At 70.8% G+C, this 20,165-nt stretch carries 17 protein-coding genes; 9 read left to right on the top strand and 8 right to left on the bottom strand.

Annotated features, from left to right (window positions below; all coding sequences use genetic code 11):
• Positions 1-45: 45 nt before the first annotated feature.
• The 3 genes from L3Q67_RS39665 to L3Q67_RS39655 form a co-directional block, all read right to left on the bottom strand.
• Positions 46-3,009 carry a 3-keto-alpha-glucoside-1,2-lyase-like domain-containing protein gene (locus L3Q67_RS39665; protein ID WP_499186548.1) on the bottom strand — a complete coding sequence of 988 codons (2,964 nt, stop codon included), beginning with the start codon at positions 3,007-3,009 and terminating at the stop codon, positions 46-48.
• A gap of 175 nt (positions 3,010-3,184) precedes the next feature.
• On the bottom strand, positions 3,185-3,784 hold the full coding sequence (locus L3Q67_RS39660; RefSeq protein ID WP_499186547.1) for a hypothetical protein: 600 nt from the start codon (positions 3,782-3,784) through the stop codon (positions 3,185-3,187).
• A 20-nt stretch (positions 3,785-3,804) separates the two neighbouring features.
• The gene (locus L3Q67_RS39655; RefSeq protein ID WP_499186546.1) at positions 3,805-4,314 is read right to left on the bottom strand and encodes an NYN domain-containing protein; all 510 of its coding nucleotides are present in this window, start codon (positions 4,312-4,314) and stop codon (positions 3,805-3,807) included.
• 259 nt (positions 4,315-4,573) lie between these two features.
• Here L3Q67_RS39655 and L3Q67_RS39650 point away from each other — a divergent pair, with 259 nt between their 5' ends.
• The 4 genes from L3Q67_RS39650 (at position 4,574) to L3Q67_RS39635 (ending at position 9,645) form a co-directional block, all read left to right on the top strand.
• Positions 4,574-5,341: an AfsR/SARP family transcriptional regulator gene (locus L3Q67_RS39650; protein ID WP_499186545.1), complete on the top strand. Its 768-nt coding sequence runs from the start codon at positions 4,574-4,576 to the stop codon at positions 5,339-5,341.
• A gap of 278 nt (positions 5,342-5,619) precedes the next feature.
• Positions 5,620-8,505: an AfsR/SARP family transcriptional regulator gene (locus L3Q67_RS39645; protein WP_499186544.1), complete on the top strand. Its 2,886-nt coding sequence runs from the start codon at positions 5,620-5,622 to the stop codon at positions 8,503-8,505.
• Between the two features lie 62 nt (positions 8,506-8,567).
• A complete protein-coding gene (locus tag L3Q67_RS39640) occupies positions 8,568-9,005 on the top strand; it encodes an SAM-dependent methyltransferase (RefSeq protein WP_499186543.1) in 438 nt (145 codons plus the stop codon).
• Positions 9,006-9,120: 115 nt separating this feature from the next.
• A complete protein-coding gene (locus L3Q67_RS39635) occupies positions 9,121-9,645 on the top strand; it encodes an SAM-dependent methyltransferase (protein ID WP_499186542.1) in 525 nt (174 codons plus the stop codon).
• Between the two features lie 9 nt (positions 9,646-9,654).
• Here L3Q67_RS39635 and L3Q67_RS39630 read toward each other — a convergent pair whose 3' ends face one another.
• Together L3Q67_RS39630 and L3Q67_RS39625 are read right to left on the bottom strand one after the other, a co-directional pair.
• Entirely contained in the window at positions 9,655-10,320 is a 666-nt protein-coding gene (locus L3Q67_RS39630; protein ID WP_499186541.1) for a hypothetical protein, read from the bottom strand.
• Positions 10,321-10,397: 77 nt separating this feature from the next.
• Entirely contained in the window at positions 10,398-10,754 is a 357-nt protein-coding gene (locus tag L3Q67_RS39625) for a hypothetical protein (RefSeq protein WP_499186540.1), read from the bottom strand.
• Between the two features lie 184 nt (positions 10,755-10,938).
• On the opposite strand from L3Q67_RS39625, the gene L3Q67_RS39620 reads away from it, so the two are divergent.
• The gene (locus L3Q67_RS39620; RefSeq protein WP_499186539.1) at positions 10,939-11,715 is read left to right on the top strand and encodes a class I SAM-dependent methyltransferase; all 777 of its coding nucleotides are present in this window, start codon (positions 10,939-10,941) and stop codon (positions 11,713-11,715) included.
• A 43-nt stretch (positions 11,716-11,758) separates the two neighbouring features.
• The gene (ppk2, locus tag L3Q67_RS39615; protein WP_499186538.1) at positions 11,759-12,751 is read left to right on the top strand and encodes a polyphosphate kinase 2 family protein; all 993 of its coding nucleotides are present in this window, start codon (positions 11,759-11,761) and stop codon (positions 12,749-12,751) included.
• 16 nt (positions 12,752-12,767) lie between these two features.
• On the opposite strand, the gene L3Q67_RS39610 is transcribed toward ppk2, so the two are convergent.
• The gene (locus tag L3Q67_RS39610) at positions 12,768-13,811 is read right to left on the bottom strand and encodes an NAD(P)-dependent alcohol dehydrogenase (RefSeq protein WP_499186537.1); all 1,044 of its coding nucleotides are present in this window, start codon (positions 13,809-13,811) and stop codon (positions 12,768-12,770) included.
• A gap of 93 nt (positions 13,812-13,904) precedes the next feature.
• Here L3Q67_RS39610 and L3Q67_RS39605 point away from each other — a divergent pair, with 93 nt between their 5' ends.
• Entirely contained in the window at positions 13,905-14,495 is a 591-nt protein-coding gene (locus tag L3Q67_RS39605; protein ID WP_499186536.1) for a TetR/AcrR family transcriptional regulator, read from the top strand.
• A gap of 15 nt (positions 14,496-14,510) precedes the next feature.
• On the opposite strand, the gene L3Q67_RS39600 is transcribed toward L3Q67_RS39605, so the two are convergent.
• Entirely contained in the window at positions 14,511-15,428 is a 918-nt protein-coding gene (locus L3Q67_RS39600) for an esterase/lipase family protein (protein ID WP_499186535.1), read from the bottom strand.
• 257 nt (positions 15,429-15,685) lie between these two features.
• Between L3Q67_RS39600 and L3Q67_RS39595 the strand changes: the two genes are divergently transcribed.
• Positions 15,686-16,600, top strand: a complete 915-nt coding sequence (locus tag L3Q67_RS39595; protein WP_499186534.1) for a 3-hydroxyacyl-CoA dehydrogenase family protein — start codon at positions 15,686-15,688, stop codon at positions 16,598-16,600.
• Between the two features lie 18 nt (positions 16,601-16,618).
• Positions 16,619-18,496 (top strand): helix-turn-helix domain-containing protein, encoded by a 1,878-nt coding sequence (locus L3Q67_RS39590; protein ID WP_499186533.1) that lies wholly within the window; start codon positions 16,619-16,621, stop codon positions 18,494-18,496.
• Here the strand turns inward: L3Q67_RS39590 and L3Q67_RS39585 are convergent.
• Positions 18,474-20,111: an alpha/beta hydrolase family protein gene (locus tag L3Q67_RS39585; RefSeq protein ID WP_499186532.1), complete on the bottom strand. Its 1,638-nt coding sequence runs from the start codon at positions 20,109-20,111 to the stop codon at positions 18,474-18,476. The two genes, L3Q67_RS39590 and L3Q67_RS39585, sit on opposite strands and share 23 nt — an antisense overlap.
• Positions 20,112-20,165: the final 54 nt, after the last annotated feature.

Genomic DNA, 20,165 nt, shown 5'->3' with positions numbered 1-20,165 from the left:
GTCGACCGGCGGGGGCAGGCGTTGCTCGCCCGCCCCCGCCGGGGCTTAGATGCGTTCGATCCAGACGTTGCGGAACCTCGGGTTGTCACCGGGATCGCCGTGGTCTTGGAGCCGGATGTGGCCCTGCGACGGATCTTCCGGCTTGCCCGCGCCGGTGCTGCCGTTGATCGCCACGTCGTTGTGCACCAGTTTCCCGTTCCACCACAGGCTCACGCGGGCGTCGGCGACCTTCTTGCCGGTGCTGTCGAAGCGGGCCGCCCGGAAGATGATGTCGTAGCTCTGCCAGGTGCCCGGCGCCGTCGCGGCGTTCACGTCCGGTGCCTTCTTCGTGTAGATCGCGCCGGCGTCGTTGTTCTTCGGCGGGTTCACCCCGAACGACTCCAGCACCTGGATCTCGTAGCGCTCTTGGAGATACACGCCGCTGTTGCCGCGGGCCTGCCCGGTCTGCTCCGGCGGGTACTGCGGCTGGTACCACTCGGCGTGCATCCGGAAGTCGCCGTACTTCTCCTTCGTGCGGATGTCCCCGCCGGAGGACTCCATCGAGCCGTTCGCCACCGGCCACTTCGCCGGGCCGCCCGCGGTGGACTCCCAGGCGTCCAGGTTCGTCCCGTCGAACAGGGCGGTCCGCTGGGCCGGTGTCACGGTGAGCTTGTCGAGGTTCACGTGCCCGCTGTCCGTGGCTTCGTAGACGAAGGCGATCGTGTTCGCCCCGGTCCGCAGCAGCGCCGGTTCGACGTGGGTCGCCCACTGGTTCCAGGCGCCGGTGCTGGCGAGCCAGACCTGTTTCTGCTTGCGGCCGTTGACGTACAGGCTCATCGACTTGGTCACCGGGTTCGGGCTCGGGTTGAGCCCGTTCGCGTACCGCAGGGCGAGGTCGTGTCGTCCGCCCTGCGCCACGTTCACCGCGAAGGTGGTGCTGGTGCCCGGTTCCCAGTTGCGGTCGACGAACCCGGAGCCCGAATAGCCGCTGTGGTTGGTGTTGAACCCGGTGCCGCCCGCGAGCGCGGCCGATTCCGCTTCGTACTCCGGCGGCGGTGTCGTGCCGTCCGGCAGCGTGTTGAGGGTGTACCAGGCCTCGGTGCTCCACAGTTCCGTGCCGGACGCCGCGGCGAACGGGCGCGGGGAGTGGACGTGCACCACGCGTCCGGGCTTCAGCCCGTCCACCTTCAGCGTCACGGTCCGGCGGTCCGCGGACAGCGCCGCCGAGGTCACGCCGAGCGTTTCCTCGTCCACCTTGGGACCGCCGTACTGCGGTGACGCGACATAGCGCCACTGCTCCGCCCGGTACTTCGAGGCCAGGTCCTGCGCGGTGCCCTCGGACAGCGGCTGGGTGTACTCGATCTCGAAACCACCGTCGATCGCCCGCATGGCGAGCATGTCGAACGCGTCGTCACCGGTGAGCGACAGCTTCTGCAGGCCGTACTTGAGCTTGCCCGCCTGGCCCCAGTTGCCCTCCGAGCCGATGCCGCCGGTGTAGATCGCGCCGTCGGGGCCCAGGCTGATCCGGCTGACGCCGGACTCCAGTCCCTGCGTCATCCGGAACACCGCGCCCTGGTACTCGCCGCCGACCTTCTCCAGGTACGCGCGCTGGAGGCCGCCGTAGGTCACGTCGCCGAAGACCATCTGCCCGGCGAACACCCCGTCGGGCAGCACCAGCGGGTTGCTCGGCGAGTTCGAGATCTCCCCGTGGGGCAGCCAGAGCACCGGCTGGGTCACCGGCTGGTCGTCGTACGGCCCGTCGGGATTGGTGTGGTGGTTGAAGAAGCGGCCCTGCTTGACGTGCACCAGCTTCGACGTCGGCAGGTAGGCGCCCTGGTTGTCGGTGACGAAGATGTCGCCTTCGGGGCCCCAGCCGAGGCCGTTCGGCGTGCGCAGCCCACCGGCCACATAGGACACCTTGCCGGTGGCCTTGTCGATCTTGAGGGTGGAGCCGCGGTTGGCGGCGGGCTGCGGGTCGAGGCTCGCGCCGCCGGGCACCATGGCGATGCCCGTGGAGACGTAGAAGTAGCCGTTCCGGTAGAGCAGGCCGAAGGCGAACTCGTGGTAGTTCCCGCCGAACGGCCAGGTCGCGATCGTGCGGTACTCGTCGGTGACCTCGTCGCCGTCGTGGTCGACGAGCGCGGTCAGGCCGGTCTTCTGGGACACGTACAGCGTGCCGTCGACGTACTTGACGCCCATCGGCTCCTGCAGGCCCTCGGCGATCTTCTTGGGCTTGACCTTCGACGGGTCGGTGGTGCCGGTGACGCCGTCGAGCAGGTACACCTCGCCGCGGACGGATTCGCGCGAGCCACCCCAGGTGGAGATGGCGAGCCGGTTGTCCGGGAGCCAGTCCATGCCGGTGACCTGCGGCTCGAAGCCCTCGGGTCGCAGGTCGGACACCGTGTAGTCGGGGTGGACGCCGGTGAGCGGCAGCCCGTCGCCGGGGGATTCGGTGACGCCTTCGCACTCCTTGCGCCCGGGGGAGGTGACCCGCGTGACGCCGGCGTCGGTGCTCAGCACCGAGGTGGGCACGAGGGTGAACGCGCTCGCGCCGGGTGGCTTCCACTCCAGCTTGAGCCGCTGGTCGAAGTCCGCGTCGAAGTGCTCGATGTGCAGCGGCTGGTAGCCCGTGGTCAGCTCGATCGAGCCGTCCTTCGGTGTGGCCCCGTGACGGCCGCCGTGGTCGATGACCTGGGTGCCGCCGATGTGCAGCCGGGCGCCGTCGTCGCTGGTGAGCCGGAAGTCGTAGCGGCCGGCGGTGGTGATGTCGAGGTTGGCGATGACCTCGGTGACGAACCGGTCGGCGATGCCGAAGTGCTCGGTGGTGGTCCAGTCGATCGCCGGCATCAGCCGGTCGATGTTGGGCGTCTGACTGGGTTTGAGAGTGCAGTAGTCCTCGAGGGGCACCTGCACGTCGAACACGCGCATGGTCACCCCCGGCTCCTGGGGCGGGATGCCGGTCTGGGCACTGGCCGGTGCCGGGACCCCGGCGGCCAGCGCGACGGCGAGCAGAGCGACGAACAGCCGCATGGGCGTTCCTCCTCGATGGGGACGCGGCTCGCGCTCCGCTGCGCGACACCCCGTGGCCTCAAGCTAGCCAGCGCTTTCGCTCAAGGTCAACAAAAGAAGGCCGAAAGTCTGCAAAAGACGGTACGGAAGGCCATGTCAAGATCCGAACGGCTTTGTCCGTTGCTCGATCCGGCCGTCACCTTCGAGGGGAAGCCGCTCGGTTTTCGAGAAGTTCGGTGATGCCCAGTCCGTTGATTACGGTCGTGCTTTTCTCCGCGTTCAGGAATCGCAGGCCCATGAAGTTGTCACCGGTGGTGAAGCCCGGCAGGGACCAGACCTCTTCGTAGGGGATCGCGACCGGGGTGTAGGTGCCGAAGGTGTAGACGTTGCGCCACAGGCAGCGGGACGGGTCCGGGGTCCACAGGCGGCGCGCGAGTTCGTCGTTGCGCAGGAGGCAACGGACCGTTCCGATGGCGCGCACGTGTTTCTGCCCGGTCAGGAGCACGACGTCCCCGGCTTCGAGGGTGTCCATCTTCTTGTCGTGCTGCGGGGTCGCGCCCCAGAAGCGGGCCGTTCCGTCCGGGTGCCCGGCGAGCAGTTCGACGCGTTCCGCCGGGCTCAGCGCTTCCGCGTACCGCGGCTGCCCGAACGGCACCGGCTGGTCCAGCGTGTCCGCCCAGTGCCGCCGCGCGTGTTTGGTGCCGTAGGAGGGCTGGATGATCACGCGCATGGGCGACGATTGCCCGCTCCGCACCCCGCCGAAACCGGTGCCGAGCACGAAGGACCGCCCGGACACCGTCGGTCTTCTCCCGCGCTTCACTCCACCTGCGAGGACCCCACGATCGACCCCCACAGCTGGTACTCCGAGCACGCCGACACCAGCCGGGCGTTGCCCGCGGTCTCCGCGCCGATCCCGATCACGTGCTTGCCGGACTCCCGCAGCTTCGAGACGAGGGGCGAGAGGTCGCTGTCCCCGCTGGCCAGGACGAACGCGTCCACCGCCGGGTGCACGACGAGGGTTTCCAGCGCGTCCACGGTCATCCGGATGTCCGCCCCGTTCCGGCGGTCCGGACCGGGCCCGCGTTGCACCAGCGCGACGCCGTTGCGCTCCAGCTCCGGCTGGTAGCGGGCGAAGCGCGGATCGGCCCAGTCGGCGTAGGCGCGGCGGATCGTGGTCGGCCCGTATGCCTGGCACAACCACGTCAGTGCCTTCGCCGGGACCGGCTCGTCCAGGTCCCGCAGCGTCGCACTGGCGCCCAGTACGAGGCTCTCGAAGTCGATCAGCAACGCCAGCCGCTCGCCACGCGGGTGGGACTCGTCCGGCACTCGGTCTTCCTGAGGCCGGGCCTCGCTCCTGCTCTGCATCACGGCTCCGACGATAGGTCCGCACGCCCGGGCCGGTGGTGGAGTCACGCGCGGATGTCACCTGGTCGAGCGGTCGTCGGCACCGGCCGGTGGACTTTCCGGCGCGCCTGGCGCGTGGCCTCTCGGAGGTGCATCGGCCGGGTGCCCGCCGCCGATGCGTCCCCGATGGCCGCCGTGCCGACGATGGGAGTCGATCGTGCACCACGGACGGTGGAAGGTGATGGCGGTGATTTCTGTCGGCCTGCTCGGTGATGTCGATGTCGAAGCGGATGGCAGGCGCGTGGCGGTCGTGCCGGGCAAACAGCGCCTCCTGTTGAGCGCGCTGTGCCTGTCCGGGACCAGGACGCTGGCCACCGAGGAACTGATCGACCGGCTCTGGGAGGACGCTCCGCCCGCCGCCGCGCGCACCACGCTGCGCGGGCACGTGCGCCGATTGCGCGGCACGGTCACCGGGGAGTTCATCGGCGGCGGACGTGGTGGTTACCGCATCGGCGACCTCGTGAGCACCGATGTCGCGCGGTTCCGTACGGCCCGCTCGACCGCGGGGAGATCCGCCGATCCGGTGCGCCGGCGGGCGCTGCTCGACGAAGCCCTGTGCCACTGGCGGGGCCGTCCGCTGTCCGGCGTCGAATCCGCCCGCTGGGTCGGCGATACGGTGACGGCACTGGAGGAAGAGCTGTTGCAGGCCGTGGAGGACTGGGCGGACCTGCAACTGGTCTGCGGTGATCCGGGGCGGGCGCTGATCCGGTTGACCGAGCTGGTCGTGCGTCACCCGCTGCGGGAAACGCTGTGGGTCCGGCTGCTGCGCTGCCTGCACGCCAGCGGGCGCACCGCGGAAGCGGTGGACCGGTTCGAGCACGTGCGCCGCAAGCTCGCGGCCGAATTGGGGGTGGCACCGTCGGCCCCGTTGCGCGAACTGCACCAGCAGCTGTTGCGAGGCGACCGGGATTTCGATGGAATTCCGATAGCGGCCGCGGGCAGGCTGTGAACAGCGCACTCGACTCGGAAAGGACGGCACCATGAAAACCAGGTTTTCGGCTTCGGTCCTCGCGGGATTGCTGGTCGCGTTCGTACTCGGATTTTCCGCTCCCGCGCAGGCCGAAAGCGTGACACCGGCCGAATCAGGGCAACCGGTCAGCGTCATCCCGTTCTGGCCGTGGTGGTAACACTGTTATAAAACGCTGTTGCCCAACGCCGCGGAATGGCCGGTAGCTGCCATGATCCGGAATCGGGTGGTTTTTCGTTACCCACCGGCATAATGGGTGCATGCCCGGCACGGAGCACCAGCCCGCAGTCGAATTCCGCATCCTCGGTCCGGTCTCGGTGCTCATCGACGGGCGGCGCTGCGAACTCGGTGGTCCCCGGCAGGACAGGTTGCTCGCGCTGCTGGTGCTGCGGGACGGCGAGACGGTGACCGGCGAGGCCGTCGTCGACGCGCTGTGGGGCGACGACCCGCCGGACACCGCGCGCCGCCAGGTCCACAACGCGATCGCCGCGCTGCGTCGTGGTCTCGGACCGGCGCGGGCCCGGCTGGTCACCGAATCGGCGGGCTACCGGATCGAGCTGGAGAACTGCCTGGTTGACGCGCGCGAATTCGACCACGGCTTCACCGAAGCGCGGGAGCTCCACGCCGCCGCCGATCTCGACGGGGCCGCCGCGCGGCTCACGGCGGCGCTGGACCTGTGGCGCGGCCCGGCCCTGGAAGGGCTGGAGGGCCACGTTTTCACCACCGCTGCCGCCCGGCTCGACGAGCACCGGCTGCTCGCGCGGCAACTGCTGCTGGACTGCCGGCTCGATCTCGGTGAAGCCGCCGCGGTGGTGCCGGAACTTTACGAACTGGTGGCCGAGCACCCCCTTCGCGAGGCTCTGCACACCCGGTTGCTGCTGGCGCTCTACCGCTCCGGGCGGCAGGCCGACGCGCTCACCGCCTACCAGCGGGCGCGCCAGACCTTCGACGAGGAACTGGGCGTGGAGCCCGGGGAGGCCCTGCGGGAACTGCACCAGCAGATCCTGCGTGCCGAGGTGCCGCCGACACCGTCGGCCCCGGAGTCCGAAGTGGCGTCCGGACCATCGACCCTGCCGTACGCCGTCACGGATTTCACCGGACGGGACGACGAAGTCACCGAATTGACCAAGCACAGCGGCACGCGGGGGCCGGGGGTGTCGATCACCGTGCTGGCCGGGATGGCGGGGGTCGGCAAGACGACCCTGGCCGTGCGTGCCGCGCATTCGGTGGCGGTGCACTACCCCGGCGGCCGCATCTTCCTCGACCTGCAAGGCCACACCCCCGGTGCGCGCCCGCTCGATCCGGACACCGCGCTGGAGATCCTGCTCCGCACCACGGGCACGCCGTCGGACCAGATACCGGAACCGGGGCCGCTGCGGGTGAGCCGCTGGCGGTCGCAGGTGGCGGACCGGCGCCTGCTCCTGGTCTTCGACAACGTGCGCGACGCCGCCCAGATCCGGCCGCTGATCCCCAGCGGACGTGGCAGCTGGGTGATGGCGACCAGCCGGAGCAAGCTCTCCGCGCTCGAGGGTGCGACCCGGCTGGAGCTGGACGTGCTGCCCGCGCCGGAGGCCGAAGCGTTGTTCCGCCGGGTCGCCGGTGAAGAACACCGCACCGCCGACGCCGAACTCGTCGCCGCCGTCACCGAACTCTGCGGCCGGTTGCCGCTCGCCCTGCGCATCGCCGCGGCGCGGCTGCGGGACGCGTCCCGGGATGAACTCGCCGGTCTCGTGGAGCGGCTGCGCGCCCACCGGCAGCGGCTCGCCGAGTTGGCTGTCGACGACGTGAGCGTGCAGGCGGCTTTCGCCGTGTCCTACGACGATCTGGCCCCGGCCGGTCGCCGCGCTTTCGCCCTGCTGGGGCTGCATCCGGGTCCGGACCTCGGGGTGCACGCCGCCGCCGCGTTGTTCGACCTGACCGTGGCGGAGACCGAGCCGGTGCTGGAACGGCTGGTCAACAGCAGTCTGCTGGCCAGGGGCGAGCACCGCCGGTACCGCCTGCACGACCTGTTGCGTGACTACGCAGGCCAGCTCGCCGAACGCCTGGACCCGGCCGAGCGCACGGCTGCCGGGGAGCGGCTCGGCCACTTCTACCTGGCGCTCGGGCGCGCTGGTGAGGCGTTGCTGGATCCCGGCCTCGAACTGGTGGAGCCCGGTCTCGACCAGGTACCCGAACTGCCCCGGCTGGCCACCGCCGAGGACGTGCGCCGGGTGATCGACGACGAGCACCGCGCCTTCCTCCCGGTGCTCACCGCCGCCGGGACCGGCTCGCGCGCGGTGGTCCTGGCCGTCACTCTGGGAACCTGCCTGCTGCGTCACGGCCACGCCGCGGCGGCGGCCGAGGCGTTCGAAACCGGTCTGAGCGCGGCCGAAAGCCGGGGCGACGCCGAAGAACAGGCCACGCTGCTGCGGCACCTCGGCGTGGTGTCCATGGCTCTCGGCCGGTTCGGCGAAGCCGTCGCCGAACTCGAGCGCGGCCTGGCGCTGACCACCGATCCGCTGACCGAGGGCAGGCTGCACGGCAACCTCGGCATCGTGCACATGCGCCAGGGCGACGACCCGGGCGCCGAGCGGCACCTGCGGCGGGCACACGCGCTGCTGCACCGCGACGGCACCGCCAGGGACCAGGCGGCGATCCTGGGCAACCTCGGGCTCGTGCTCACCCGGCGCGAGCGGTACGCCGAGGCCGCCGAACACCACCGGCGCGCGCTCGCGGTCAACGCCGGGCTCGGCAACGTCCGGCTGGAGACGTCGAGCCTGGTCAACGTGGGCTGGAACGCGCTGCTGGGCGGGGACGCCGACGGCGCCAGGGAACCGCTGACCCGCGCGCTGAAGCTGAGCCGGGAGATGGGCGCGAAGGGCGACGAGGCCAGGTCGCTGTCGATGCTGGCGGAATGCTTCCTGCGCACCGGTGAAGCCGATGCCGCCTTCGACCAGGCCGACACGGCTTTGCTGCTGGCGCGCGAAATCGCCAACCCCGACGTGGAAGCCCGCGCGCTGGAAGTGCTCGGGCGCGTCCACGAGCGGCGCGGCGACCGCGGGCAGGCGGAGCACTGCTACCGCGAACTGCTCGCCGTGGCCACCGCGAGCGGGCAGGACTTCCGGGTCGCGCTCGCGCACGAAGGGCTCACCCGCCTGCGCGGCTGAGCGCACCCGTCCACCCCGTCCCGTGAAAGTGGTCTCCAGCAAGCACCACGGGGATCGGGAGAGTGGCGCCCGCGCCACACGTGGTCACCGGTACGGTCCGCGAAAACCTCGCCCACTTTCTGTCCGATGTGGACGATCCGACCCCGCTGTCGCGGTGGCCGGACTCGGTGCCGCGGGCGGAGCACGTCCTGCACCTCGACGGTGTGCGTGCCGAAAATCCGGGCCGGGGCGGCGCGATGATCATGGTGGGAGGAGGGGACTGCTACGTTGGCGCCGAGCGAGCGTCGGCGGAAGGACTGATCGTCATGTCGGAGACCTTCCCGAAGGCGACCCGGCGGGTGCCGGTGGGTGTCGATCCCACCAGGGCCTCGATCGCCAGGGTGTACGACGCGATGCTCAACGGCAAGGACAACTACGAGATCGACCGCGAGGTCAAGGCGCGTTGCTGGCCACCGCACCGGAACTGGAGACCATCGCCAGGGACAACCGGCAGTGGCTGATCCGGGTGACCCGGTTCCTGGCCGGCACGATCAAGCTCGGGCAGATAGTCGACTGCGGTGCCGGGCTGCCCGGCGCGAGAACACCCACGAGGCCGCTTCACGGGTCAGCAGCGACGTGCACGTCTACTACGTCGACAACGATCCGCTGGTCGCCGTGCACGGGCGCGCGCTGCTCGAAGGCAGTGACCGGACCTACTTCCTCGAAGCCGATCTGACCAACCCGGACGAGGTCCTCGCGGCCGCGGCGGAGGCGGGTTTCGACCGCGGCAAGCCGGCCGGGCTGATGCAGGTCTCCACGTTGCACCACGTGCACGACGACCTCGGGCCGGTGGAGATCATGCAGCGCTACATCGACCGGTTGCCCTCCGGCAGCTATGTCGCGATCACCCACTTCTTCGACCCCGAAGACGGCGGCCCGCTGTCCGCACTGGCCGGACGACTGCAGGAGATCATGGTCAGCGGGCCGATGGGCTCGGGTTACTTCCGCACCCGCTCGGAGATCGCGGCGATGTTCGAGGGCCTGGAGTTCGTGCGGCCCGGCTTGACGGTCCTGCCGGACTGGTGGCCGGACGGCCCGGCCGCGGGCGAACTGCTCGACGTCCAGCGACTGCTCATCGGCGGCCTCGGCCGCAAGCCGTGACCTGTCGACTCAGCGCCGCACCCGGCGGCGGAAGAGCAGGAGGACGAGGGCGAGCAGCAGCACGCCACCACCGCCGAACAGCCACGGCCAGCCTGCCCACGGGGTGTGGGCGTAGACCGTGACGAGTTCCTGGCTCCCGTCCGGCTGGGTCAGGTTCCGTGGCGCGAGGAGCACGTCGTCCGAGTTCAGGTCGTGGCCCGCACGGAACTCCTCGAGGCCGGAGTAGGTCTCGCCGTCGATCACCTTGCCACCGGCGAGAAACAGGGTACGAAGCTCCAGCGCGCCGTCCGAATGCTTGACCAGGACCACTCGCGCGGAGAGGTTCTCGGGGTCACCACCGGCCTCACGCACCGCTCGCTTGGTCGCGGCGTCGAGTTCGCAGGAGGTGTCGAACACCTTCGCGCCCCGCGACGTGGTGCCGGTCTTTTCCGTGCACTCGAACACGCTCAGCAGCCGGTTGACCAGCTGTTCCGGCGAGAAGTGCGCCGCGAGGTTCGCCTGGCGGTCCCCGGGTGTGCCGCCATAGCCGGGCAGGCGGTCGTTTTCCACCGCGGGCGAAGCCCAGTACTCGCGGATGAGTTCCGGTTCGGGCTCCGGCGCGTCGGAACCACACGCGGACACCGCGAAGCCGATGGCGATCAGGGTGGCGGTGAGCAGCCGCGGGCCGGTACGCATGGAGGGCAGTATGGAGCGGGCGGACGATCGTCCGCCCGCTCCTGGCCTGAAGCTGCCGCGCCGCCCCGGCTACCGGCTCAGTAGTTCCAGCTCAGATCCCAGGCGTGGTAGTGGTTGTTGGGGCTCCACGCGATGATCGAGTACGACCGGCCGTCGCTCAGGTTGCAGCCCAGGTTCGACGGCGGCGCGTTGACCGTCGCGTAGCCCGAGCAGCCCGCGGAGGGGGACAGCGTCCAGCCGAAGGTCTCGTCGATCCCGGCGATGGCGTCGACGCTGATGTTGACCCAGCCGCCCGGTGCGCCGATGCCCAAGTGGCAGGACGTTTCCCAGGCGCAGGTGCGGGGCAGCGGTGCCGCGCCGGCCGTTCCCGCGCCGGTGATCGCCGTGGTCAGCAGTGCTCCGGCGACGGCGCCGAGTGCCAGTGATTTCTTCATGCTTTTCCCGCCCCTAGTCCGATCCGTTCTCCACACAGCAGCTTCACCTGTCGGCGGCTCGCTGGTAATCCCTTTCAGGCTGGGCTGAACGCGGCACCGGTCCGGCGGGTACGCGAAACACCTTCACAACGGTGCGTGCCTGGCGGACGATGTGCGGGTACTCGACTCGGGCACGGAGGTCGTGATGGGCGTCGTGATGGGCAAGGCCGAGCTGCGCCGGCGTCGTGGGGACTACGGCTTCGACGGCGATTTCCGGTTGGTGCCGGCCAAGGTCCAGGCGGTGCTCATCGTCGCGATGTTCGCCGTCCTGCTGGGGTTCATCGTGTTCGACGTCGTCACCGGGCGCGCCGAGGCCGCCATCGGAGGCGGCTTGATCATCCTCCTGCTGGCGTTCACGGCTGCCTCGTTCGCCTTCACCACGAGGGCGGGCAAGTTCCAGGTGTGGGCGCGCATCCTCGCCGACCTCGGGCTTCGCGGGGACGAGCGACTGCTCGACCTGGGGTGCGGCCGTGGCGCGGTCCTGCTCGCCGCGGCGGAACTGCTCCCCGAGGGCCACGTGACCGGCGTCGACAAGTGGCGGCCCGACCAGACGGGCAATTCGCCGGAAGCCATGCGCCGCAACGCCGAACTGGAGGGCGTCGCCGCGCGGGTGGCGTTGCACACCGGCGACATGACCGGGTTGCCGTTCGCCGACGGCAGTTTCGACGTCGTCGTCAGCAGTTTCGCGATCCACCACATCCCGGCCGCCGCCGGTCGCCGGGCGGCGCTCGAAGAAGCGGTGCGCGTCCTGCGCCCCGGTGGCCGCCTCGCCATCGCCGACCTCGGGCACACCCGGAAATACCTCGCCTGGTTGCGAGAACTGGGTATCGTGACGGCGGAACGCCGCAACCTCGGCTGGCGCGTGTGGTGGGGCGGCCCGTGGTTCCCGAGTCACGTGGTGACCGGCACGAAGACCCCTTGACCGCCCGCGTTTTACTGGCCGGTATGTCGGGTATGTCCCTGCCATGGTGGCTGATGAGGTGGATGTGGCGTCGGTGTTCCCCGAGTTGCAGGAAGAGCTTCACGTCGACTGCACGGAGGAAGACGAGCCGGTCCTCCGCCGCGCCGACGGCCGCGCCGTCGACACCTGGCGGGAGAACTACCCGCTGGACCACCTGATGTCCCGCGAAGAATACGACGCGGTCAAGCGCCCGTTGCAGATCGAACTGCTGAAGATGCAGTACTGGGTCAAGGAAACCGGGCAGCGCATGGTGATCCTGTTCGAAGGGCGGGACGCGGCGGGCAAGGGCGGCACCATCAAGCGGTTCACCGAGCACCTCAACCCCCGTGGCGCGCGGGTGGTGGCGCTGGACAAACCGTCCGAGCGCGAGCAGGGGGAGTGGTACTTCCAGCGGTACGCGAAGCACCTCCCCACCGCAGGCGAGATCGTGTTGTTCGACCGGTCCTGGTACAACCGGGCGGGCGTCGAGCGGGTGATGGGCTACTGCACCCCGGAGCAGTACCAGCTGTTTCTCAACCAGGCGCCGGTTTTCGAGCGGCTGCTGGTGGACGACGGCGTGCTGCTGATCAAGCTGTGGTTCTCGGTTTCCCGGGCGGAACAACGCACGCGGTTCCTCATCCGCCAGGTCGATCCGGTGCGGCAGTGGAAACTGAGCGCCAATGACATCGAGTCCCTGGACCGCTGGGACGCCTACACCCAGGCGAAGGTCACCATGATCCGGGCCACCGACACCGAAGACGCGCCTTGGACGGTGGTCAAGGCCAACGACAAGAAGCGCGCCCGGATCGAAGCCATGCGCAGCGTGCTGGCCAGGACTCCCTACAACGACCGGGATGACGGCGTGGTCGGCGTTCCCGACCCGCGCATCGTGGGCCCGGCGGACACCCTGCTCGAACCCGGCGAGGACGCCTCGGACCTGAGCCCCACGCCGATCGTCCCGGGCGCCGAAGCCGAGCACGGTCCCGGTGAGCACCCGACGCGGCTGGTCCGGACCTAACTCCGAGACCCCGTGCTCAGGAGAGATCGGACAGGTCGAGGACGAAGCGGTAGCGGACGTCGTTGCGGTCGAGGCGTTCGAGCGCAGTTGACACCTTGGCCGACGGCAGGAGTTCGATGTCGGCGGTGAGGTCGTGGGCGGCGCAGAACTCGAGCATGGCGGCGGTGGCGGGGCGCCCGCCGCTGCCCGCGGAGCTGAGTTTCTTGCGCCCGATGAGCAGATCGGTCGTCTCGACGGTGATGGGGCCGAGGTGACCGAGGTGGCTGAGTGTGCCGTCCATGGCGACCAGGCCGAGGTACGGGCCGAGGTCGTGGGGGACGGGGATGGTGTCGATCAGGACGTCGAACCGGTCGCGGGCCGCCGCCATCCGGCTGGGGTCGGTGGAGACGATGACGTCGTGCGCACCGAGCCGGGCCGCTTCGGCCGCGCGGTCCGCTGACCGGCTGACGACCGCGACCTCGGCGCCGAGGGCCGCGGCGAACTTGACCGCGAGGTGCCCCAGTCCACCCAGGCCGCTCACCGCGACGCGGGTTCCCGGCCCCACATCGAGCGCCCGCAATGGTTCCCACACGGTGATTCCGGCGCACATCAGCGGTGCCGCCGCGGCCGGGTCGAGTCCGGCGGGCAGGTGGTGGGCGAACTCGTCGCGGAGGACGTACTCGCGGGAGTAGGCGCCCAGCGTCGTGGATCCGTCGTGGCGATCGGTGCCGCCGTAGGTCAGGGTCGGGAAGTCGCGGCAGAAGTTCTCCTGGCCCGCCGTGCACGCGGCACACACGCCGCACGAGTCGACGATGTTGCCGACGGCGACGGGGTCGCCGACGCGGAACCGGGTGACGTCCGGCCCGGTTTCGGTCACCACGCCGGTGAATTCGTGGCCCGGCACGAGCGCCGGCGCGTCGGCGTCGCGGGGTGCGCGCAGGGCGTGCAGGTCGCTGTGGCAGACGCCGCAGTAGTCCACGCGCACCGCGATGTCGTCGCGGCGGAGGTCTCGCCGGGGGACCGGCACCCGGTGCAGCGTGCTCGTCGAGCCGTGGGCCTGCCAGCCGGTGGTGGTTCTCATGACACTCCTTCAAACAGACTGTTCGGTCTATTCCACCGTAGCCCGAGGGAGACCGATAAAGCAAACCGACTGTTCTGTCTGTAGACTGGCGGCATGTCCGACCAGCAGTTGACCGCTCGCGGCGAGGCCACGCGGCAGCGCATCCTCGACGTCGCCACCCGCGAGTTCGCCGAACACGGCATCGCCGGAGCCCGCATCGAACGGATCGTCGCCGCGGCACGGACCAACAAAGCCCAGCTCTACGCCTACTTCGGCAACAAGGAAGGGCTGTTCGACGCGATCTTCGCCGGGTCGCTGGAGCGGATCGTCAACGTCGTCCCCATCGACGCCGCGGACCTGGCGGACTGGGCTGTGCGCCTCTACGACGAGTACCTGCGCCGCCCCGACCTCATCCGGCTCGCCACCTGGGCCCGCCTGGAACGCCAGCCCACCGGGCACCTCGTCGACGACCCGGACCGGCTCGACGAAGGCAAACTGCGGTCCATCGCCGAGGCACAGGCGGCGGGCCTGATCCGCGCCGGTGATCCGTTCGACCTGATGGCCATGGTCATCGCCCTGTCGATGGCCTGGTCTCCGGTCAGCAACGTCTACGCCGCCACCGCCGGCGAACCCGCCGAAGCCCACGAACGACGCCGGGCGCTACTGCGCGACAGCGTTCGCCGCGTCGTAGCGCCCGGTGACTGAGGTGTGTCGTGCCGGTCAGATCGGGGAGCAGTCCGGCTTGTCGGACCAGGAAGCCGTGCACTGGTAGAGCGGGAAGGGCGTGGTGTAGCCGTGGCGGGCACCGAGGGTGGTGTACTGCTCGGTGGTGAGGTGCCCGGCGAGGTAGTGGTCCACGGCGGTGGCGGTTTCGGTGTGGGGTGTGCCCGGCGTGGTACCGCCGCCGTTCTCGGCGGCGAGGATGGTGTTCTTGATCAGGTTGAACACGCCCGCGTCACTGGGGAAGGCGAAGTGGCTGATGCAGGCCGGTGCCTGCCGGTTGTCGGCGCCGGCCAGTTCCGCCGAGGTGCTGGGGTTGACGTTGGTGTCGCAGGTGGACCGGATCGTGGTGTAGCGGACGGCGGGTGAGCCGGGGACTTCGGTGCCCTGGTTCAGCTCGGCCAGCCAGGGCGAGCCGATGGCGAACTGCTTGCACGAGGGGTAGAGGTTCTGGCACCAGGGCGCGGCGGCGGTGGTGCCGTGGTGCGGGCCGGCCATGGAGAAGTACAGCGACACCTTGTCCTGCGCGCCGGGCACGTGCTTGAGGTAGGAACGGGCGGCCAGGGTGGAGGCCGACCAGGTCACCAGTACCACCTTCTCGGCGCCGGTCTGGCTGAGCACGGCGTCGACCTTCTGCCCGAGTTCCTTGCCGGCCTGCGTCAGGTCGTTCTTCATGTTGTTGCGGTCGGTCCAGGTGAACACCCGGTCACCGGCCCAGCCCGCCTTGACGAAGTTGGCCTTCATCGGGTCCATGGCCGAGGCCTGGGCGGTCATGCCCGGGATGAGGAGCACCGGGTCGTGCGGGGCGGCCGCGGCCGCGGGAACCGTGGTGAACAGGGCCGAGGCCGTGGCGATCAGCACGGCGACGAGTGCCGCGGCGGGGCCGCGGACCAGTGCGGTCAAGCGGTTTTCGGGCATTGGTTTCCTCCACGTCGAGGGTTTCCGCGTAAATGGCTGACGCGGTTTCCCGACTCTAGGAAGGGTTCCGGCGCCTTGGCATCGTCGGCCGTCCCCACTCTTCCCGGCGCCCTGTGTGGCCGGCCCACGTCCGGGTCGGGAATCCCCGCGCCCACAGGGTTTGCGCGAACCCGTGTGGACCGTCCACATGGACCACCGCCGCGGTGCTGCCTACCGTTTCCCCGAACTCACCGCCGGAGGATCGGAGACGGGAATCGATGACGCGATTCGGGATGGTCGGAGCGGGGCTCATGGGGCACGGGATAGCGGTCGAACTGGCCAGGCACGGCCACCGGGTGGCCGTGCACGATCCCGATGCCCGGGCCGTGGCGTCCCTGCCCGCCCGCGTGGCGCAGGCGCTGACCGCGTGCGGCTCGGCGGACGGGGCCGCGATCGAAGCGCGGATCACCGTGGCGGACAGCGTGGCCGATGTCGTGGCAGGCGCGGATGTCGTGGTCGAGGCGGTTCCGGAGCGAATGGAGGTCAAGCGTGCGGTACTGGCGGAGGTGGAAGCCGCCGCGGGCCCCGGCGTCGCGATCTGGTCGAACACCTCGGTGCTGTCCATCACCGAGGTCGCCGGTGGGATGGTGCACCCGGAGCGGCTCGTGGGCGTGCACTGGTGGAACCCGCCCTACCTGGTGCCGCTGGTGGAGATAGCGCCGGGCGCGCGGACCCGCGAGCGGTGGGTGACGGCCGCGGAGGAATTGCTGACCGCGCTGGGGAAGACGACCGTGCGTCTGCGCCACGACGTGCCCGGCTTCATCGGCAACCGGCTGCAGTTCGCGATGGTGCGCGAGGCGCTGCACCTGCTGGAGACGGGGGTGTGCGACGCCGACACGATCGACGTGGTGGTGCGGTCGGGGTTCGGGTTGCGGCTGGCGGCGGTCGGGCCGATGGAGAACGCCGACTTCATCGGCCTGGAGCTGACCCGGTCGATCCTGCGCAGCGTCGCGCCGCACCTGTCCACGGCCACCGATCGGTTCCCGGTGCTGGATGAGCTGCTGGCCGGCGGCCGGGGTGGCCGGGGGCAGGGGCGCGGCCTTCTCGGGTGGCCGCCGGGCCGGGCCGGGGAAGTCGCCAGGAGACTGGACGCGGGCATCCGGCGTAACCTTCACGATCGCGTCCGCGGATGAGGAGGGACACTGACCGTGGTGGCAGGTGACTCGTTCCTCCAGTTGCTGCTCGACGCCGCCGACGTGGGGGAGTTCGACGCACCGCTGGCCGCCGCGCGAGCCCGTGCCGAGCCGGCGGAGCGCCTGGCCGAGCTGGAGGAGGAGCGTGCCCGCGCGCTGCGGCTGCGCGAGGTGCTCATCGGGCACCGCCGGCACGAGGCCGAACTCCAGCTGCTCAACGACACCGCGCACGACCTCGCCGCGCTGCACGACCTCGACGCGATCCTGCAGGCGATCTCCGGCCGCGCCCGCCGGCTGCTCGACTGCGACCTCGCCTACATCAGCCTGAGCGACTCCGATCGCGGTGACAGCTACATCAAGGCCGCCTCCGGCAACGTGTCCGGGCTACTCAGCGGGCTGCGCCTACCGCGGGGGACCGGGGTCGGCGGCATGGTTTCGCGTACCGGTGCGCCCTACAGCGTGCTCTGCTACGCCGAGGACACCACGATCACGCACACGCCCGAGATCGACGGAACCGTTGCGGCGGAAGGGATGCGCTCGCTGCTCGGCGTGCCGGTGAAGCTGCAGCGGCGCGTGATCGGGGTGTTGCTGGCGGCACACCGCAGCACGCGCACGTTCGGCACCCGCGACACCGCCCTGCTGTCGATGCTGGGCGCGCACGCCGCGGTGGCGATCGAGAACGCGCGGCTGCTGGGCCAGGCGCAGGCGGCGGTGGACGACCTCCGCGTCGCCAACGGCACCATCCGCTCCCACGTGCACGACCTGGAACGCACCGCCGAGGTCCACGAACGGCTCACCCGGCTCGTGCTGCACGGCAAGGGCGTCGACCACGTGGTCGAGGCGGTGGCGAACTCGGTCGGCGGCGACCTGGTGCTGCTGGACGAAGACGGCGCCGTGGTCACCGCCGCGGGCGGCGACCGGCAGCCAGCCGCGGCCGAGCTGGCGCCGGTGGCCGCGCAGGCGCGGGAGTCCGGTCGCACGATCCTGCGGGAGGACCTGTGCGCGGTCCCGATGATCACCGAGTCGGAGTACCTGGGCGCGCTGGTGCTGACCGGCGCGCAGCGGCTCGGCGACCTCGACCGGCGCACCCTGGAGGGGGCCGCGCTGGTGGCGTCGCTGGTCGTGGTGACGCGGCGGCGCATGGCCGAGGCCGAGGCCCAGACCCGCGGGGAACTGCTCGAAGACCTGCTCACCACCGCGCCGCGCGAACTGGATCTGCTGCGCCACCGCGCGTCGGTGCTGGGGGTGGATCTCGACGGCCCCTACGTCGTGGTCGCCGCACGCATCGCCGCCGAGCGCCGCAACCGGCTGCACGCCGCCGCGACGGCCTTCGCCCGCCGGTCCGCCGGACTGGTCACCTGCCGCAACGACGACATCGTGCTGCTGCTGCCGGGCACCGACCCGGCAGGCGCGGCCCGCGACGCGGTGCGCGAGCTCTCCAGGGCGGGGTCCCGGCCGGTGACCGCGGGCGCGGGTCAGGCCGCCCGCGGCACCGCCATCGCCGGCGCCCACCGGGAAGCCGCGCGGTGCCTGCACGCCCTGCTGGCACTGGACCGGGTCGGCGAGGCCACCGACGCGGCCGCACTGGGTTCGGTGGGCATGCTGTTCGCGGGCAAGGCGGACATCGGCTCGTTCATCCACGCCGAACTCGGCACGCTGCTCGACTACGACGAGGCCCGCGGTACCGACCTCGTGCAGACCCTCGACGTCTTCTGCCGAACGGGCCAGAGCGTCACCAACACCGCCCAGGATCTGTGCTTGCACGTCAACACCGTCGCGCAGCGCCTGGCCAGGATCAGCAGCCTGCTCGGCGAGTCGTGGCGCGAACCCGCGCGGCTGCTGGAGATCCAGATCGCGTTGCGCCTGCTGCGGATCAGCCGGGCGCAGCCACGCTGACGCGGGTACAGGTGAAGCTGCGAGCGGAGGCCGGATCGCCGGCCCCGAGATAACGCGGCCAGGCGGGCGACTCGCACAGGGGGCGGGTCCGCGCGGCGTTCTTGTCGGTGACCACCGGGCGCACCGGCGCCTGGTGGTGCTCCACCCAGCGCTCCAGCGCGGTGAGCGAGTCCCAGCCCGCCGCGAACGCCGGGGTCACGTTCACGTGGTTGGCTCCCGGCACGAGGTAGAACCGGGCGAAGCGCCGCACCGGGCCCTGGCCCATCGTCCGCTCCACCCGGGCGAAGTAGTCCTGTGTGGACCGATGGCTGACCAGTTCGTCCGCGGTGCCGTGCACCAGGAGCAACTTCCCGCCGGCCCGGGCGAACGGCCGCAGATCCGGGTCGTTGACGTCCTGCAGCGCCGACAGTTCGCTGACGCGCCGCTGCCACCGCCCCGGCCGGACCGGATCGAGGGCGAGCGGGTCGTACGCCGGGTCCCGGGTGACGAAGTACCTGACCCACTGGTCCCAGAACTGGACGCCGTACCCGCTGGTCTTGGGCATCGGGTGGGCGGGGGCGTGGGTGCCCAGCCCCAGCAGTGCCGTGGTCATGTCCGCGCCGGACAGGAACGGGAAGCCCGGGTACCCGGTTTCCCCGCCGGCGAGCCGATGTTCCCACCTCAGCGGTGACGACAGCGCCTCGACGGCCTGGATCTGCGCGTCCGAGAGGCAGGTGTCACCGGTGTCGACCCCCTCGGGGCAACGGATCGCGCGGGGGTCGAAGTCGCAGCCCGCCTCGTCGGAGATGACCCCGTCGCGCAACCCGTCGTCGCCGTCGCACGCCTGGATCACGGCCTGGTACAGCATCGCCTGCTTGGCGGGGGAGGGGAACGCGCCCGGCCGGGACAGCACCCGCGCCTCGTGGCCGAAGAACAGGTCCAGGCTCGCCGCGTTCCACGCCGGGTACGCCGAGATGACGCCGTCGAAGTCGCGAGGCCAGCGCTGGGCGACCGCCAGCGCCTCACGGCCGCCGCTGGAACCACCGGCGATGTAGCTGTGCACCGGCCGCGCCCCGGAGTAGTGCCGGGCGATGACGAACATGGCCGCGTCACGGGTCTTCTTGAGGGCGTCACCGGCGAAGTTGCGCAGCGCCTCGTCGTTGGTGGCGAACGAGCCGTCGAGCGACCTGGCCGGGACGAAGTCCGGCGCCGCCTGGTGGCCGGAGTCACCGGCGAACGTGGCGTACCCGCGGGCCAGCGGCACCGGTCCGCCGGCGGGGGCGAACGGCACATCGCCCGCGATGTCGGGGATCGTGCCGTCGTACCCGCCGCCGCCGAACATCAGCGCCTTGCCGTTCCACCCGGCAGGCAGGCCCACTTCGAACCGGATCTCCGGGGCCGCCGGATCGACCGGCCGGATCGCGGCCGCCACCCGGCAGTACCCGCCCGTGCCGCCCCCGGGTACCGGCTGCGCCGAGGTGACCTTCCCGCCCGTGGTCGGCAACCCGAGCACCGACGCGGGGATCGGCGTGCCGGCCAGTTCCGCGCACCGCGGGGGCGACGGGCGCGCGTGGGCCACCGGCACCAAGGAGGCCAGCACCAGGATCGGCACGAGCCCGAACACGACTTTTCTCATTTCACCCTCCGGGGCGCGGATGGACGCTCCCGAACGGTAAGCAGCACCATCGGG

This window comes from Saccharothrix sp. AJ9571, assembly GCF_021725495.1.
Classification (GTDB): Bacteria; Actinomycetota; Actinomycetes; order Mycobacteriales; family Pseudonocardiaceae; genus Amycolatopsis; species Amycolatopsis magusensis.
The sequence above is the reverse complement of the archived record's forward strand: the minus strand, read 5'-3'. Positions and strand labels throughout refer to the sequence as shown.